The sequence below is a fragment of the Rudaea sp. 3F27F6 genome (assembly GCF_005503555.1).
In the GTDB taxonomy this organism is placed as follows: domain Bacteria; phylum Pseudomonadota; class Gammaproteobacteria; order Xanthomonadales; family Rhodanobacteraceae; genus Rudaea.
In genome coordinates, this window is sequence record NZ_SCNG01000002.1 from 904,927 (window position 1) to 920,646 (window position 15,720).

The following is a 15,720-nucleotide window of genomic DNA, read 5'->3' on the forward strand; positions in this document are numbered from 1 at the left end:
CTCATTCACGCCAGTACGGATGCCGATCGACTCGTCCGCGCTCGACCAGGCGCGGTGCGACATCGGGGGCGAAACGGAATTCGGTAAATCCGTTTTCCGGCGTGGCCAGCAAATCGACTCCGGCCGCGCGGTAGCGCGCGACGACGGTCGGATTCGGATGATTGAAGTGATTGCGATAGCCCGACGAGACCAGGGCTAGCTCCGGCTCGATCGCCGCGATGAAGGCCGCACTCGACGAGGTTTTGCTGCCGTGGTGCGGCACTTGCAGCAGCGTGTGCGGCGCGATCGGCCCGAGCGCGGCGACCACGTCGCCTTCGACCGCCGCGGTGATGTCGCCGGTCAGCAACAAGGCGCTGCCGCCCGTGCGCACTTCGAGCACACAGCAGCGATCGTTGTCTTTGGCCGCGAGCGGTTCGTGCGGATGAACGATGCGGAACGCGACGCCGTTCCAGTTCCACGCTTGCCCGGCAAGACATTGCGTTGCCGCGACCGGCATGCGTGCCGGCTCGCCGCCCGAGACTTCAGCCTGCGCAAACGCCGCGAGCACGGCCGCGGCGCCTCCGGCATGGTCGTTGTCGCCGTGGCTGACGATCAGGCGATCGACGCGGCCGATGCCCTTCGCCCGCAGCGCGGGCACGACTGCAGCGTCGCCGAGATCGAAGCCGGATGGAAAACGTGCGCCCGCATCGTAGACGAGTGCGTGGTCGCGCGTGCGCACGACGACCGCCAGGCCCTGGCCGACGTCGAGCATCAGCGCCTCGAATTCACCATCGCGCAACGGCGCGCGTGCGGGAATCAGCAGCGGCAGGAACAAGGCCACGCCGAGACCGCGCGCCGGCATGCCGCGCGGCAGCAGAATCCACACGGCACCGAGCATCGCCAAGGCAAACGCCCAAACGCTAGGCTCGGGGAAATACCACAACGCGCCGGGCCACGCGGCCATGTGTTCGAGCAGCCACCACAGCGCCTGCATCGCGAGCCCGGCGAGTTTGAGCAACGGCGCGCCGATCGCCGGCAACGTCGATTGCAGCAAAGCCCCGGCAACGCCGAGCGGAAGAATGAAGAAGCACACCACCGGCACGGCGACCAGGTTGGCGATCGGTCCGATCAGCGAACTCTGGCCGAAGAACCAGATCGTCAGCGGCAGCAGGCCGAGGCTGGCGACACCCTGCGCACTCAGCATTTCGCGCCACCAGCGCCGACGCTCGCCGCGGCCGCTGAGGCAGAACATCAGCCAGGCGACACCGACGAAGGACAGCCAGCAGCCCGCGCTGAGCACGCAGAGCGGATCGAGCGCGAGCAGCACGATCACGGCGAAGGCAAGCCCGTGCACCGGCGCCCGCGCGCGCCGCAGCAGATTGGCGGCGAGGAGGACACCGATCATCACCAGCGCGCGCCGCGTCGGCAGGCCGAGGCCGGAGATCGCGGCATAGCCGACCGCGAAGACGATGCTCGCCAGCGCCTCGATCAGCGGCGCGGGCCAGCGCAGGGTCAGGCGCGGAGCGAGCTTCCAGAACAATCGCACGATCAAGACACCGAATCCGGCGAACAGCGCGATATGCAGACCCGAGATCGCGATCAGATGCGGAATACCGGTCGCGCGCGCGACATTCCATTCGCCCTCGTCCATCGCCTGCTGGTCGCCGAACGCGAGCGCACGCAGCACGTTGCTTTGCGGCCCTGGGCCGAGCGTTTCGGCAATGCGCAGCGAAATGTGCTGGCGCAGACCTTCGACGCACAAGGCACGCGTGCCGGTTGCGCGATTGGCCGCGTCTTCGCGCACGTAGCCCGTTGCGGTAATGCCCTCGCCGAGGGCATAGCGCTCGAAATCGAAGCCGCCCGGATTGATCAGGCCGCGCGGGCGCTTGAGGCGCAGATGCAGACGCCAGTTCTCGCATGGCTGGATCGTCGGCGCGGTGTCGTACCAGCTCACGCGCAGCGTGCCGAGAATGGTCACGGGTCGGTTTTCTCGTTCAGCTGTATAGACGGCCAAATCGAAACGCGTAGAGTCGTCCGCCACACGCGGCAGTCCGCGGATCGTGCCGGTCACGAATACGTCTTCGCCTTCCAGCGCAGCGGGCAAACGCGACGACAAGGCGAGGTCCGCACGCCAGACCGTCCAGGCTGCACCGACCAGAACAAAACCGAGCCAGCGCCAGCGGCTGCGCAGCAGAGTCAGCACTGCACCGGCCAGCCCAAGACCTGCAGTAACCCAGTGAGACGGCAACGCAGTCAAGGTTTGCACGGCGACCGCGCCGGTCAGCAGAGCGACGGCAGCGGCCACACTGAAAAGGTCGCTCAGCGGAAATCGGGGAGGCGCTTCTTCGCCGCGCTTGGCTGCACCGGGCGACGCCGAATGCCGCGCGAAAAAAAGGCCTTCCAAAGCAGCACGCCAATCCATTGCAGCGCCGTCCCCTATTTTGCCCTTCAGGCACCTGCCCTGCCCGGCATCGCGCCTTCCCTTCCATCACCGCAAACGATGCCAAGCAAGGCATCGCAAAAACGCGACGATGTTCCTCTATGCGAGAACGCCGTAACTAACCGGCGACTTCGCTCAATCCTCCGCCGTGCAGTTCGAGCACACGATCCATGCGTCGCGCGAGCCCGCGGTCATGCGTGACGAGCACGAAGCTCGTGCCGATTTCGCGGTTGAGCTCGAGCATCAGCGCATAGACCTGCGCGGCGTTCTTTTCGTCGAGATTGCCAGTCGGCTCGTCGCCGAGCACGCAGGCCGGACGCGTGACCAGCGCGCGCGCCACCGCGCAGCGCTGGCGCTCACCGCCGGACAGTTCGCCCGGCTTGTGCGCCGTGCGATGCGCGAGACCGACACGATCGAGCAGCTCGTTCGCGCGCCGCTTCGCCTCAGCAACCTTGATGCCGCGGATCAGCAGCGGCATCGCGACATTTTCGAGTGCGGTGAATTCGGGCAACAGATGATGGAACTGGTAGATGAAGCCGAGCGAGCGATTGCGCACTTCGCCGCGCTCGCGGTCGGACAGTTTCGACATCGCGCGGCCTTCGACCTCGACCTCACCCGCGCTCAAGGTATCGAGGCCGCCGAGAATATGCAGCAACGTGCTCTTTCCGGCGCCCGACGCGCCGACGATTGCCAGTGTCGATGCGCGCGGCAGTTCGAAGCTCACGTTATTGAGGACTTCGGTGCGCAGCTTGCCTTCGGCATAGGTCTTGGCGACGTTGCTTGCGCGCAGGACGATATCTCCGGAACGAGGGCTCGGCGTCGGAGGCTGGGGGCTGCTGTAAGTCATCACCATAATGAGCGCTTCTTTCACTGTTTTTCCGCGCGATAAGAACGAGCGCCGAACAGCGCCACACCCAGTGCCGCTCGCGGCTGTTTGTCCGCGGCCTTACTCATAGCGCAGCGCCGCAGCCGGCTGTGTGCGCGCCGCGCGCCACGCCGGATACAAGGTTGCGAGCAGGCAGAAAACCCAGGCGATCGCCGCGACCCAGCCGACGTCGCTCCAGTGCAAATCGGACGGCACTTCGGTGATGTAGTAGATGTCCGCAGGCAGGATCTCGAAATGGAACGTGCGCTCGACCCACTTGGCGATCCCCGGGATGTTCCACGCGAGCAGAACACCGCCGACGAGGCCGATCAGAATACCGAAGCTGCCGACGATCACGCCCTGCACGGTGAAGATGCCCATGACGCTGTTCGGCGAGATGCCGAGCGTACGCAGGATCGCGATATCGGCCTGCTTGTCGGTGACCAGCATGATCAGCGTCGAGACGAGATTGAACGCGGCGACGCCGACGATCAGCGAGAGGATGATGAACATCACCGTCTTCTCCATCCGCACCGCGCTGAAAAAATTCTGGTGGCTCTGTTCCCAGGTCGTGACCTTGAAGTACTGCTCCAGTTGATCGCGCAATCCCACCGCGATCTTCCACGCATCGAACATATCGTCGAGCTTGAGACGGATGCCGCCGGCGCCGTCGGCGCGCAGCAGGGTTATCGCGTCGTCCATGTTCATGAGCGCGACGCCGGTGTCGTACTCGGCGAAGCCGACCGCGAACACGCCGACGACTTCGCAGTTCTTCGAGCGCGGCAACGCGCCGACCGGCGTGACGCTGAACTCGGGGACCATCACCGTGACTTTGTCGCCGACGCGCACGCCGAGCTGCATCGCCAGTTCGTTGCCGAGGATGATGTTGAAACTGCCGGGCGTTAACTGGGCCAGCGAGCCCGACTGCAGCTTGTCGCCGATGTTCGATACCTTCGGTTCCTGATCGGGCACGAGTCCGTGAATGACCGCAGGTTGCGTGCGCCGGCCGCGCAACAGCGCCTGCGCGTCGAGATAAGGCGCCGCACCGACGACGTGCGGCCGCGCCTCGACTTTCTTCACCGTGTCGCGCCAGTCGGAAATACCGCCGTCGATGCTTTCGATCGAGGCGTGCGCAACCATGCCGAGGATGCGCTGCTGCATGTCGCCCTGAAAGCCGTTCATCACGCTCATCACTGCGATCAGCGCCATCACGCCGACGGCGATACCGAGCATCGATACGAGCGAGATGAACGAAATGAAGTGATTGCGGCGTTTGGCGCGCGTGTAGCGCAGGCCGATGAAGAGTTGCAGCGGATGGAACATTCTCGTGGAAATCCGTTTGCGGAATTTTTTGGACTGCAACGCAGAGGGCTTGCGCATTGTACGTGTTGCGCGCTCAGCCGTCAGTTCGACACGAGGAAACGCGCCAGGTTCCTGCAAGGTTGGACAGGTTCCTGTATGCGATTTCAGCTAGGTGAATATTTTATAAACCGCGCAGTATTGAAAATAAACTCCCTCGCCCCATTTTGAATCCCAGCACCGAGGCGATGAAAAAGATCGCCGACGTGCGGAGCGGCCTTCGGGCGCGCTTTGTTTGTCCAACAAGCAACACCAAACACAAGAGCAATTGGAGACACCCATGAAAAATACGCTGTTCGCTATCGCCCTCGCTACCGCTTCTTTCGCTACGCTGCCGGCCGTGTCCCACGCCGCAGACGGCAACAACGGCGGCTTCTTCGTCAACGGCAACGTCGGTCGTTCCAGCCTCGACAAAGGTCTCTACGACGACAACGATACGGCCTATGGCGTCAACCTCGGTTATCGTTGGGCGTTGAGCCCCGGCTTCGCGCTCGGCGTCGAAGGCGGCTACGCCAAGCTCGGCGATTTCGGCGCCAAGAGCCGCTACAACGGCCTGGGCCTCGGCAGCGCTTCGGTCAAAGGCTGGACCGCCGGTGTGAACAGCCGCTTCAACATCGCTCCGCAGTGGTATCTGTCCGGTCGCGTCGGCCTGTTCCGCGCCGATACGAACGGTTACTACTCGAAGGACGGTGCGACCGCCTACTACGTCGACGACACCAGCACCAAGTGGTATGCGGGCGTCGGTGCCGGTTACGACTTCAGCAACAACCTGTCGCTCGGCGTGAACTACGACTACTACAAGACCAGCAAGAACGGATTGAACCTCGATCCGAACGTGTTCTCGGTCAGCGCGGAATACCGCTTCTGATCCGCTTCAACTGAAGTAAGCAGCGCGGCCAAGGATGGCTGTCGCAGGATTCACCGGATCGAAGCGGAATGCTTCACAGGGCAAGGACGCGGGACAACCGGCCTCACGATGAGGCCGGTTTTTTTTGCTTTTCATTCGACTGCGTGAACCGAATCGGCTCGTGCCAGCCTTACGCGCAGCCGACGCCGCGTCTCGGCATCGCAGTTGTCCGGCAACAACGGCAACGCCACCGTAGCCTTCGCACCGACTTTCAACACCAGCACGATCAGCATGCCGAGCGTGACGGCACGGACGAGTTCGCCGATATGCTCGCCACCTTCTTTATCGCCCAGCCGCCAATGTCCGGCCGAGTGCCACATGATCTGCGTAAACGGCGGATGCGAAAATCGCCAGAGTGACTGCCCGGCATAGGCGAGGGCCGCGAGCATCAAAGCCAGTTTGAACCAAAGGCTCAAGCCACACACCGCGATCGCCAACACCGCCAGCAAGGTCGCGAGGCCGATGCCGAACATCAGCCAACGCGACGGGCGGTAGTCAAATGCGATCGCGGGTACGGATTTCATCGACGATGGCACGGAAGCGGACGTCTTCCGGGGCGCCGTGACCTTGCAACCAGTGCCACAGCTCGGGATCGGGTTGTTCGAGCAGCTCGGCAAACGCGGCCTGCGCCGTGCCATCGGCCGACTCGTAGCGCGTATCGAGATACCAGCCGAGCAGTTGATCGAGTTCGCGCATGCCGCGACGACAGCGCCAGCGCAGGCGTCCTGCTTCGCTCACTTGCACAACCCGAAGGCCAGCACGCCCCAAAGTATCCACAACACCAGGCTGCTCGATACGTATGCGTAGAAACGATGCATGACCTTGTTGTAGCTACAATGGATCACGCTATGCACGATGCGCAACGCAACGAAGACCCAGGCCAGAGTCAGTGTGACCGTACTGACCTGCGCGCTCAGAAAAGCGACCAACAGCGCCACGTAGAACAGCACCGGCATTTCGAACAGGTTGCGGAAGTTGTCGGCGGCGCAAGTGTCTTTGAGCCGCGCCGCGGCCTGCGCCGAGTTCGCGATTGCCTGGGGATGAACGCGCTCGCGCTTCATCTCGCCAATGCGCGCGACATACATGCGCATCTGCACGAGAAAGGTCAGCATGACCATGGCGACGGCCGGCCAGAAGATCAGGCGTGCTTCCATCGGATTCCCCTCGTTGCAACGCGAGTTGGCGCGCGCGTTTTTCTGCGATCTGCAATTCAAGAGCCGGGCTCGATAAATCGAGCTCTAAAGTATTCGGCCCTTGCGAACCCCTCGCTCAGACGCCCTTGCGCTCGACCATCAGTTTCTTGATCTCACCGATCGCCTTGGCCGGATTCAAGCCTTTCGGACAGGTGTTCGTGCAGTTCATGATCGTGTGGCAGCGATACAGCTTGAACGGATCTTCAAGCTCGTCGAGACGCGCACCGGTGTCTTCGTCACGCGAGTCGGCGATGAAACGGTAGGCCTGCAGCAATGCCGCCGGGCCGAGATACTTGTCGCCGTTCCACCAGTAGCTCGGGCAGGACGTCGAACAGGACGCGCAGAGAATGCACTCGTAGAGACCGTCGAGTTTGGCGCGGTCTTCCTTCGACTGCAGGCGTTCCTTGTCCGGCGCGGGCGTCTCCGTACGCAGCCACGGCTTGATCGAAGCGTATTGCGCGTAGAAGTTGGTCAGGTCGGGCACCAGATCTTTCACCACCGGCATATGCGGCAGCGGATAGATCTTCACGTCGCCCTTGCAGTCGTCGATCGCCTTGGTACACGCGAGCGTGTTGCCGCCGTCGATGTTCATCGCGCACGAACCGCAGATGCCTTCGCGGCACGAGCGGCGAAAGGTCAGGGTCGAGTCGATCTCGTTCTTGATCTTGATCAGCGCGTCGAGAACCATCGGGCCGCAACTGTCCATATCGACTTCGTACTCGTCGATATGCGGGTTCTGGCCGTCGTCCTCATTCCAGCGATAGACGCGGAACGTGCGTACGTTCTTCGCGCCCGCCTTGGCGGGGAACTTTTTGCCTTTCTGGACCTTGGAATTCTTCGGAAGGGTGAACTCGGCCATGTTCTTGCTCGGATTCTGAGATTAGGGATTGAGGCTTCGGGCCGAGCGATGCGGAACGAGTCCCGCATCGCCAATTCCGAAACCCAGCCTTTTCAATACACGCGCGCTTTCGGCGGCACCGGTTTCACTTCGTCGGTCAGCGTATTCATGTGCACCGGGCGATAGTCGAAGCTGCACGCGCCCTTGTGGTCGACCTTCACCAGCGTGTGCTTCATCCAGTTGACGTCGTCGCGATTCGGATAATCCTCGTGCGCATGCGCGCCACGCGACTCGTGACGCTGCTCGGCGGAATTGATCGTCGCGACCGCGTTGTAGAGCAGGTTCTGCAGTTCGTAAGTCTCGATCAGATCGGAGTTCCATACCAGCGAGCGGTCGGCGATGCGCACGTCCTCGAACGAAGCGAACACCTTGTCCATCTTCTCGCAGCCTTCCTTGAGCGTCTTCGAGGTACGGAACACTGCAGCGTCGCTCTGCATGGTGCGCTGCATGTCCAGGCGGATTTCCGCGGTAGAACGCGAACCCTTGGCGTTGCGCAGCTTATCGAGGTTGGCCAGCGCCGCGTCGCAGACGTCGGCCGGCAGGGTCTTGTGCGAGGCGCCCGACTTGATCGTCTCGGCACAGCGGTTCGCGACTGCGCGGCCGAACACGACCAGATCGAGCAGCGAATTGGAACCGAGACGGTTGGCGCCGTGAACCGAAACGCAAGCCGCTTCGCCGATCGCGTACAAGCCTTCGACGACCTTGTCCGGATCGTTGCCGATCTTCTGCACGACTTCGCCGTGATAGTTGGTCGGGATGCCACCCATGTTGTAGTGCACGGTCGGCAGCACCGGGATCGGCTGCTTGGTCACGTCGACGCCGGCGAAGATGCGCGCGCTCTCGGCGATGCCGGGCAGCTTCTCGTGAATTACTTCGGGACCAAGGTGGGTCAGATCGAGCAGGATGTGATCCTTGTGCTCGCCGACACCGCGGCCTTCACGGATTTCGATCGTCATCGAACGGCTGACCACGTCGCGCGAAGCGAGGTCCTTGTAGTGCGGCGCGTAGCGTTCCATGAAACGCTCGCCGCTGGAATTGCGCAGGATGCCGCCTTCGCCACGGACGCCTTCGGTAATCAGACAGCCGGCGCCGTAGATGCCGGTCGGATGGAATTGCACGAACTCCATGTCCTGCAGCGCCAGGCCCGCGCGTGCGAAGAGACCGCCACCGTCGCCTGTGCAGGTATGCGCCGAGGTCGCACTGAAGTAAGCGCGGCCGTAGCCGCCGGTCGCGAGCACGACACCGTGCGCGCGGAACAAATGCAGGGTGCCTTCGGCCATATCGAGCGCGAGCACGCCGCGGCAGGCACCGTCGGCGTCGAAGATCAGATCGAGCGCGAAGTATTCGACTTTGAACTGCGCATCGTGCGCCAGCGACTGCTGATACAGCGTGTGCAGCATCGCGTGACCGGTGCGGTCGGCCGCGGCGCAAGTGCGCTGCGCCGGCGGACCTTCGCCGTAGCGCGTGGTCATGCCGCCGAACGGGCGCTGGTAGATCTTGCCTTCCTCGGTGCGCGAGAACGGCACGCCATAGTGTTCGAGTTCGATCACCGCGGCCGGCGCTTCCTTGCACATGTACTCGATCGCGTCCTGGTCGCCGAGCCAGTCCGAACCCTTGATCGTGTCGTAGAAGTGATAGCGCCAGTCGTCCTCGCCCATGTTGCCGAGCGCGGCGGAAATGCCGCCCTGCGCCGCCACCGTATGCGAACGCGTCGGAAACACCTTGGTCAGGCAGACCGTCTTGAGACCCTTCGCGGCGAGGCCGAAAGTGGCGCGCAACCCTGCGCCGCCTGCTCCGACGACGACGATGTCGTATTTGTGTTCTTGAATCTTGTACGCCGACATTCCGATTCCTCTCAGCTCAATACGATGCGGACGACGGCGATGATGCCGGCCAGGGCAGCCGCCGCGCAGACGAATTTGTTCGCGAGCTGCGCGACCGCTTCAAGCCAGCGCGTGTGCACGTAGTCTTCGATCACGACCTGGATGCCGAGCTGCGCGTGCCAGAATCCGGCGATCAGAAACGCGATCAGCCAGACCGCAGCGAACGGGTGATGCAGCATCTCGCGCGCCTGCGCGTAGTCGCTGTGCACGAGGGCCAAGGCGAGATAGATCGCCCACAGCACGAGAAACACCAGCGCCACCGCCGTCACGCGCTGTGCGATGAAATGATGCGTGCCCGACTTGGCGGCCCCGAGCCCGCGCACGCGCTTCAGTGGCGTGCGGTAGTCGGCCGCGCGGACATTGTTCGTCTCGCTCATCACTTGCCTCCTTGGGCGAATACGCAGGCCCAGATCAGGGCGGTCAGTACGAGACTGGCGACGATCACAGCGATGCCGCTCGCCTTCGCCTGCTGGATCGAGAAGCCCTTGCCGACGTCCCAGAACAGGTGGCGAATGCCGTTGGCGAGGTGGAACGTCAGCGCCCAGGTCCAGCCGAACAGCAGGACCAGACCGAGCCAAGAGCCGCAGAGTGCGCGCGCGGTCGCGTAGCTTTCCGGACCGTGGGCCAGGGCCAGCAGCAGCCAGACCACGAGCAAAAGACCGATCGCGATCGCGATGCCGGTCATGCGATGCACGATCGACAGCGCCATTGCCAGCGGCCAGCGATAGATCGTGGTGAACGGAGACAGAGGACGTGCGGGTTGCGGCATACGAAAACCTTGTATGTGGCTACTGCGTAGATGAAACGAGATGCAAACGCGACTGCCGTCAGAAGTCGACGCAACGGCCGTTCTTTTCCCAATCGCCGTAGCGCGTGGGTTCGAGGCCGTCGCGACCGCCGATTTCCTTTGGTGGAGATTTTCCTGCGGGCGAAGGCGGCGCAGATGATACCGCTTCGTCCGCGTCTCGGGACGAAGATTGGGGCTCAGTGGACTCGGACACGTGGATCGACATAGTGCGACGCTTGACCCTGCTTGCTTGACAACCGGCAAGAAATCTCCACATTTCTTGCGATGCACAATTATAGCGCCGGACCCGAACCTCTGACACGCTCCAGCCACCGAACTGCCCGATTGCAGGGATCACGATGGGACTGGGCCAAGACCGACGACATTACGATATGACCAGCGCTTCCCTTATCGCCCTACCCGCTCCTCAGATCGTCGAAATCGTCGGTGCCGATGCGATCGCGTTCGCCCAGGCGCAGTTTTCGAGCAATCTCGCCGAACTCAAGAACGGCCATTGGCAATGGTCGGCGTGGTTGTCGCCACAAGGCCGTGTGCGTGCGTTCTTCCATTTACTGCGCGACGACGACGAGCATTTGCGTCTGGTGCTGCGCGGCGGTTCCGCTGCGCAACTGTGCGCGGCGCTCGCACGTTATGTCTTCCGCGCCAAAGTGCAATTGCGCACGATCGAAAAACAATACGCCTACGTTGCACGACGGCAGGCAAACCTCGATCGTTTTCCCACGCCGCCGGCGGATTGGCTCATCGCTTCGAATTCCGGCGAGACCTGCATCGCCCTGCCTGGTGAGACGCCGCGCTGGCTGCTGCTGACCGCGGAAGAGCCAGGTAACGCAGAGCGATCGGCGGCAGCGCAAAACGAAAATGCGCTGGCCGATATCGCTGCGGGTCTCGTCACACTCTCTGCCGAGATCGAGGACAAGCTGCTGCCGATGTGGATCGGACTCGACGCTCTCGCCGCAACGAGCACGAACAAGGGCTGTTATCCGGGCCAGGAAATCGTCGCGCGCCTGCACTTCAAAGGCGGCAACAAGCGGCAACTGCGTCGAGTGACCTACTCCACCGCGGAACTGCCCGAGCCCGGCGCAACCATCGACATGAAAAACGGGGAAAGCGCTCTGATCGTCTGCTCCGCATGGGCGAGCGAATCGATCGCGACGGCGCTCGCGGTGACCAACGATAGCGGCGTGAAGTTGCCGTAGCGGTCACCGTGGAGCGCAGAGACAGAATCAGTCACTGAATGCAAAAAAGTATTAATTTATCTTTTTTGTAAAAGTACACTTAAATACTTTTCCACTTGTACGAAAAAGATAATTTGGATCAATTTGTTCTTTCTACCCTTTTTATCATTTGCTTAATTGTTTCTGAACACGAGCGTTCAGCTTTCTCAATTCTTAACATTCAGCGTTGTGCGCGCCGCACAAATCGACTAACCTGCACGCACTGAATCACTGCGCCGTCACCATTGACGCGCAAACACCGGCCCACAGACAGTGCACCGGCGCAACGGAACCAGGTAAGGCTCCGCATACTTTTACTCCTTCACTTGAGCGCGCGATCTACATCGCAGCCTGCTCGTGACGGGAAGAAATCTTCAGCTGGCGCGCAACGACGCGACGCGGATTTCGCACAACGAATTCCTTTTGTCTGACGTTCGTACATGAAAATTTCTTTTCTGCTTTGGCTCGCCTCGATCCTGCCGCAGCCTGTCGCCGACCGCGCCTGCCTCGCCGGCACGATCTATCTCGAAGCGCGCAGCGAACCCGTAGCCGGCCAGTTGGCGGTGGCCGAGGTTGCGCTGCGCCGCGCCGAAAGCGGCCAGTGGGGCAATTCCGTGTGTTCCGTGCTCACCGCTCCGGGCCAGTTCGCGTTTACTCTCCTGCCTCCCGGCTATGTGATGAGCGAAGCCGATGCGTTGCAGCGCTCCTGGGCGATCGCAAATGTCGCGATGACGATGTGGTCCCTGCCGGAACCGTTGCGCTATTCGGTCGTGCCGAAGGCCGACCACTTCTACGCATCGAACACGCCGATGCCGCCATGGGCCAAGGGCTATCCGCTCGCACGCATCGGTGAACACAGTTTCTACCGCGTCGACTGATCTCAAGCTCGATTCGCGGGCATAAAAAAACCGGACGTGTTCGCACACGTCCGGTTTTTTGTTGACTTGAGTTTGTCGATCAGCGCATCAGTTCGAGACGGCCATCGTTGCGTCCGCCGCGAATCACTACGCGGTCGCCGATGCGGAAGCCCGGATTGTCGTACTGGCCGACCCAAGCCTCGTGACCATCGTCGAGTTCGACGTAGTAGCGCCATGCATAGCCCGACGCCGCACGTGCATTGTTCGACTCGACCGCATTGCCGGCGACTGCGCCGCCAACTGCACCGATTGCCGTCGTCGCCGCGCGGCCGCTGCCGCGGCCGAACTGGTTGCCGATCAGGCCGCCAATGAGCGCGCCAAGGATCGCACCGCCGCCCGTCGTCTGCTGGTCGACGCGCACCTGCTCGATCTGGCGGATCGTGCCGCAGCGGTTGCAGACACCATTGTCGCGACGGTCGTAGTAACCGTTCTGCTGATTGTTGTTGTATCCGGCCGGATCGCGATAGACCACGCGCTCGCGCGGCGGCGGCGCGACGCAGGCCTGCAAACCGAACAGTGCGACGAGCGACAACACCACAATTCCGCGATGCTTGAACATATTCTGATCCTCGTATTGATGATTCGTACACCCGAATCCGGGGGTTTACGGCGCCATTCTGCGAGCGAACATGTGAACACTTGCAGAATTCCCAAACAGCGAACTATCGCGCGAATCCACGTTTCCGTCCGCCCAAAGCCGGGTTAGCATCCGCTTGGGGAATAGTAACGAATCATGGGGGGAAGCGATGACAGAAACCTCAGTGGAAACGCTCGGCAACCGAATCCGCAATCTCGACGCGATTTCGGCAAAAAACAGGCTCGAAGGACATGGCGACGCCGAGATCGCAGCCGCGCTTAGCGAGCTGCGTGCCGGCCAGGCTGTCGACATTCTTCAGCATTTCACGCCGCAGCGGCGCGACGCGGTCATCGCCGCGGCGCCGGCTGACGAAGGCGAGCAATGGCGAATCCGCGTGCGTTACGCGGAAGCGACGGTCGGCCGCCTGATGGAACCGACGCCGCCACAATTCGCCCCCGGCACGACGGTTGGCAGTGCGATCGACGCATTGCGCGACACAGTCAAGACACGTCTGGTCACCTATCTTTTCATCGCCGACGCGAATGGGAAGCTGGTTGGCGTCGTCACCTTCCGCGAGATGCTCTACGCGGACCGCAGTCAGACGCTCGGCGAGATCATGGTGCGCGATCCATTCTCGCTGCAGCCCGACGCCGCGCTCGTCGATGCGATGCGCGACGTGGTCACCCGCCACTATCCGGTCTATCCCGTCTGCGACGCGGACGGCAGGCTGGTCGGCCAGGTTCGCGGTCAGGTGTTGTTCGAGGAGCAGGCTTTCGAAATCAGCGCCCAGGCCGGATCGATGGTCGGCGTCGAAAAGGAAGAGCGCACGACCACGCCGTGGCCGCGCGCCCTCATGTTCCGCCATCCGTGGCTACAGCTGAATTTGCTGACCGCCTTCGTCGCTGCGGCCGTGGTCGGTTATTTTCAGAACACGGTCAACGCGATCGTCCTGCTCGCCGTATTCCTGCCGGTGCTCTCGGGCCAATGCAGCAATACCGGTTGCCAGGCGCTCGCAGTCACCCTGCGCGGCATGACCTTGAACGAGATCCGCCCCGGCCGTGCCAACGCCCTTCTGCTCAAGGAAGCCTGGCTCGGCCTGCTCAACGGCCTGCTCGTCGGCTGCGTCGCCGCGATCGGCATGTTCGTGATCGCGCACTTTCAGCACAACGCGCAGGCCCTGCCGCTCGCGCTGATCACCCTCGTTGCGATGGCGCTGTCGAGCGTCGCCAGCGGAGTCGCCGGCGCGGCCGTACCGATGGTGCTCAAAAGAGCCGGCGCCGACCCGGCGATGGCCTCGAGCATCTTCCTGACCACGGCGACCGATGTAGTCAGCATGGGCCTGTTCCTCGGCCTCGCTCAATGGCTGCTGCTCTAGGCTCTTTATCTGCGCCAGGGTAAACGGCCCGACTCAGCGCATCGCAACCTTTCACAAGAACCGTGCATCGAACCGCCGTGCTTCCGCTGGCTGGTTCGGGCCGCGGTTTTCTGTTTCGCCGGCCGCGATCCGAACCAGCGCCGGCACGCCCGAGGTCCAATCGCCATGCTGGGTCTGCTTCGCTCATCGGTACTCACGCTCCTTTTTTGCGCCGGAACTGCCGCGCACGCGGCATCGCCGGATGCTGCCATCACCGAACAAGTACAGACACACCGCTTCAGCGGGACGATCCTTGTGCAGAAAGACAGCCGCGTCCGCTATCTGCGCAGCTTCGGGCTGGCGAACTACGAACTCGGCGTGGCGAACACTAACCGGACGGTTTATCGCATTGCGTCGATCACCAAATTGTTCACCTCGACCCTGATCCTGCAATTGCACGAGGCCGGCCGCCTCGATCTCGACAAGCCTTTCGGCGAGTATCTGCCCGGCTATCGCGGTCAGGCCGCAAGTCGGGTCACGGTTCATCAACTGTTGAACCATACGTCCGGGCTTCCAAATATCGATCGCATCCCGAACATCGAGAACGCCGATGAAGCGATCTCCGCGCAGCTCGATGACGCCGCCAAGCATGCGCGCCTACCGATCTACCAGACGCCGTACACGAGCGACCAATTGCTCGAAAAATTCTGCAGCGACCCGCCAGTGCGGCCGCCCGGCCAATCGTTCGACTACAACAATGCCGACTACATTATTCTCGGCAAAATCATCGAAGCGCTTTACCGCAAATCGTACGAAGAAGTGCTGCAGGAACGCATCCTGCGGCCACTGCGCCTGGAGCATACCGGTATGGCGCACCACGCGCGTCTCGTGCCGGGCCTCGCCGATCCGTATTCGCTGGGCGCCGACGGCAAGACGCTCGAGAAGGACATGCCGGTTTATCCGGAGAACTGGTATGCCGCGGGTGCGATGTATTCCACGGCCGACGATGTGCTGAAGTTCTCCAATGCCCTGTTCGGCGGCGGCCTGCTCAACGCGAAGTCGCTCGCGCTTCTGACTCAGCCCGGGCTCGATCGCTACGGCTACGGCCTTTGGATCTACGAGAAGAAGATCGGCGGCAAAAACTATCGAATCGCCAAGCGCCCCGGCAGGATCATGGGAACGCGCAGCGAGCTGTATCGTTTCCTCGACAGCGATTTGACCGTCGTCATCCTCGGCAACACGGGCGCAGCCGATCTCGATGCGCTCGCGGCGGAAGTCGGCCGCATTATGGTCGAGTCGTAGCTCGGCCCGATCGCCATCGAACGT

17 protein-coding genes are annotated in these 15,720 nt (G+C 62.4%); 5 read left to right on the forward strand and 12 right to left on the reverse strand.

All coding sequences use genetic code 11. The features are described 5' to 3' along the window. Position 1 precedes the first annotated feature (1 nt). From FFS30_RS11740 to FFS30_RS11750, 3 genes are all read right to left on the reverse strand, one after another. On the reverse strand, positions 2–2,284 hold the full coding sequence (locus tag FFS30_RS11740; RefSeq protein WP_171014574.1) for a DNA internalization-related competence protein ComEC/Rec2: 2,283 nt from the start codon (positions 2,282–2,284) through the stop codon (positions 2–4). Positions 2,285–2,537: 253 nt separating this feature from the next. Next, positions 2,538–3,266, reverse strand: coding sequence for a lipoprotein-releasing ABC transporter ATP-binding protein LolD (gene lolD, locus FFS30_RS11745; protein ID WP_137913568.1), 729 nt, complete (start codon positions 3,264–3,266; stop codon positions 2,538–2,540). 99 nt (positions 3,267–3,365) lie between these two features. Continuing rightward, positions 3,366–4,607 (reverse strand): lipoprotein-releasing ABC transporter permease subunit, encoded by a 1,242-nt coding sequence (locus FFS30_RS11750; protein ID WP_137913314.1) that lies wholly within the window; start codon positions 4,605–4,607, stop codon positions 3,366–3,368. A 316-nt stretch (positions 4,608–4,923) separates the two neighbouring features. Between FFS30_RS11750 and FFS30_RS11755 the strand changes: the two genes are divergently transcribed. After that, positions 4,924–5,511, forward strand: coding sequence for a porin family protein (locus FFS30_RS11755; protein ID WP_137913315.1), 588 nt, complete (start codon positions 4,924–4,926; stop codon positions 5,509–5,511). Positions 5,512–5,642: 131 nt separating this feature from the next. Here FFS30_RS11755 and FFS30_RS11760 read toward each other — a convergent pair whose 3' ends face one another. From FFS30_RS11760 to FFS30_RS23835, 8 genes are all read right to left on the reverse strand, one after another. After that, positions 5,643–6,074 (reverse strand): protein YgfX, encoded by a 432-nt coding sequence (locus FFS30_RS11760; protein WP_137913316.1) that lies wholly within the window; start codon positions 6,072–6,074, stop codon positions 5,643–5,645. Beyond that, positions 6,046–6,246: a succinate dehydrogenase assembly factor 2 gene (locus FFS30_RS11765; protein WP_249352432.1), complete on the reverse strand. Its 201-nt coding sequence runs from the start codon at positions 6,244–6,246 to the stop codon at positions 6,046–6,048. The genes FFS30_RS11760 and FFS30_RS11765 overlap by 29 nt, the downstream gene beginning before the upstream one ends. 38 nt (positions 6,247–6,284) lie before the next feature. Further along, positions 6,285–6,704, reverse strand: coding sequence for an MAPEG family protein (locus FFS30_RS11770; protein WP_137913318.1), 420 nt, complete (start codon positions 6,702–6,704; stop codon positions 6,285–6,287). 115 nt (positions 6,705–6,819) lie between these two features. Continuing rightward, the gene (locus FFS30_RS11775; protein WP_137913319.1) at positions 6,820–7,602 is read right to left on the reverse strand and encodes a succinate dehydrogenase iron-sulfur subunit; all 783 of its coding nucleotides are present in this window, start codon (positions 7,600–7,602) and stop codon (positions 6,820–6,822) included. 92 nt (positions 7,603–7,694) lie between these two features. Further along, positions 7,695–9,485, reverse strand: a complete 1,791-nt coding sequence (sdhA, locus tag FFS30_RS11780; RefSeq protein WP_137913320.1) for a succinate dehydrogenase flavoprotein subunit — start codon at positions 9,483–9,485, stop codon at positions 7,695–7,697. A gap of 11 nt (positions 9,486–9,496) precedes the next feature. Then, the gene (sdhD, locus tag FFS30_RS11785) at positions 9,497–9,901 is read right to left on the reverse strand and encodes a succinate dehydrogenase, hydrophobic membrane anchor protein (protein WP_137913321.1); all 405 of its coding nucleotides are present in this window, start codon (positions 9,899–9,901) and stop codon (positions 9,497–9,499) included. Then, a complete protein-coding gene (gene sdhC / locus FFS30_RS11790) occupies positions 9,901–10,293 on the reverse strand; it encodes a succinate dehydrogenase, cytochrome b556 subunit (RefSeq protein WP_137913322.1) in 393 nt (130 codons plus the stop codon). Before sdhC ends, sdhD begins: the two co-directional genes overlap by 1 nt. Positions 10,294–10,351: 58 nt before the next feature. Further along, positions 10,352–10,588, reverse strand: coding sequence for a DUF1674 domain-containing protein (locus FFS30_RS23835; RefSeq protein ID WP_343182328.1), 237 nt, complete (start codon positions 10,586–10,588; stop codon positions 10,352–10,354). Positions 10,589–10,703: 115 nt separating this feature from the next. Between FFS30_RS23835 and FFS30_RS11800 the strand changes: the two genes are divergently transcribed. Further along, complete coding sequence (locus tag FFS30_RS11800) at positions 10,704–11,528, forward strand: folate-binding protein YgfZ (RefSeq protein WP_171014576.1); 825 nt, start codon at positions 10,704–10,706, stop codon at positions 11,526–11,528. A gap of 458 nt (positions 11,529–11,986) precedes the next feature. Then, positions 11,987–12,424, forward strand: coding sequence for a cell wall hydrolase (locus FFS30_RS11805; protein ID WP_137913324.1), 438 nt, complete (start codon positions 11,987–11,989; stop codon positions 12,422–12,424). Between the two features lie 79 nt (positions 12,425–12,503). Here FFS30_RS11805 and FFS30_RS11810 read toward each other — a convergent pair whose 3' ends face one another. Beyond that, a complete protein-coding gene (locus FFS30_RS11810) occupies positions 12,504–13,022 on the reverse strand; it encodes a glycine zipper 2TM domain-containing protein (RefSeq protein WP_137913325.1) in 519 nt (172 codons plus the stop codon). 187 nt (positions 13,023–13,209) lie between these two features. Between FFS30_RS11810 and FFS30_RS11815 the strand changes: the two genes are divergently transcribed. Then, complete coding sequence (locus tag FFS30_RS11815) at positions 13,210–14,415, forward strand: magnesium transporter (protein WP_137913326.1); 1,206 nt, start codon at positions 13,210–13,212, stop codon at positions 14,413–14,415. Positions 14,416–14,580: 165 nt separating this feature from the next. Next, entirely contained in the window at positions 14,581–15,696 is a 1,116-nt protein-coding gene (locus FFS30_RS11820; RefSeq protein ID WP_137913327.1) for a serine hydrolase domain-containing protein, read from the forward strand. Positions 15,697–15,720: the final 24 nt, after the last annotated feature.